The sequence below is a fragment of the Pseudoduganella rivuli genome, from assembly GCF_009674485.1.
Lineage (GTDB): Bacteria > Pseudomonadota > Gammaproteobacteria > Burkholderiales > Burkholderiaceae_D > Rugamonas > Rugamonas rivuli_B.
The window spans coordinates 1-233 of the sequence record NZ_WKJJ01000095.1 but is presented as its reverse complement, the minus strand read 5'-3'; the positions used below and the strand labels follow the sequence as shown (position 1 = coordinate 233).

The window sequence follows — 233 nt, the reverse complement described above, 5'->3', positions numbered from 1 at the left end:
GATTCGTGACTGGGGTGAAGTCGTAACAAGGTAGCCGTATCGGAAGGTGCGGCTGGATCACCTCCTTTCTAGAGTAGGCTGTCCGCCTAATGCTCACACTTATCGACTGTTCTAAAGAAGAACGAAAGCATGTTGGGGCTGTAGCTCAGCTGGTTAGAGCACCGTGTTGATAACGCGGGGGTCGTTGGTTCGAGCCCAACCAGCCCTACCAGTTACCAAAATGCTGTAGCAAG

At 52.4% G+C, this 233-nt stretch carries 1 tRNA gene and 1 rRNA gene; both read left to right on the top strand.

The annotated features are described in order from the left end of the window. Window positions 1–68, top strand: a 16S ribosomal RNA gene (locus GJ700_RS34885); the annotation flags it as partial. A 66-nt stretch (window positions 69–134) separates the two neighbouring features. After that, window positions 135–211, top strand: a tRNA-Ile gene (locus GJ700_RS34880). Window positions 212–233 lie beyond the last annotated feature (22 nt).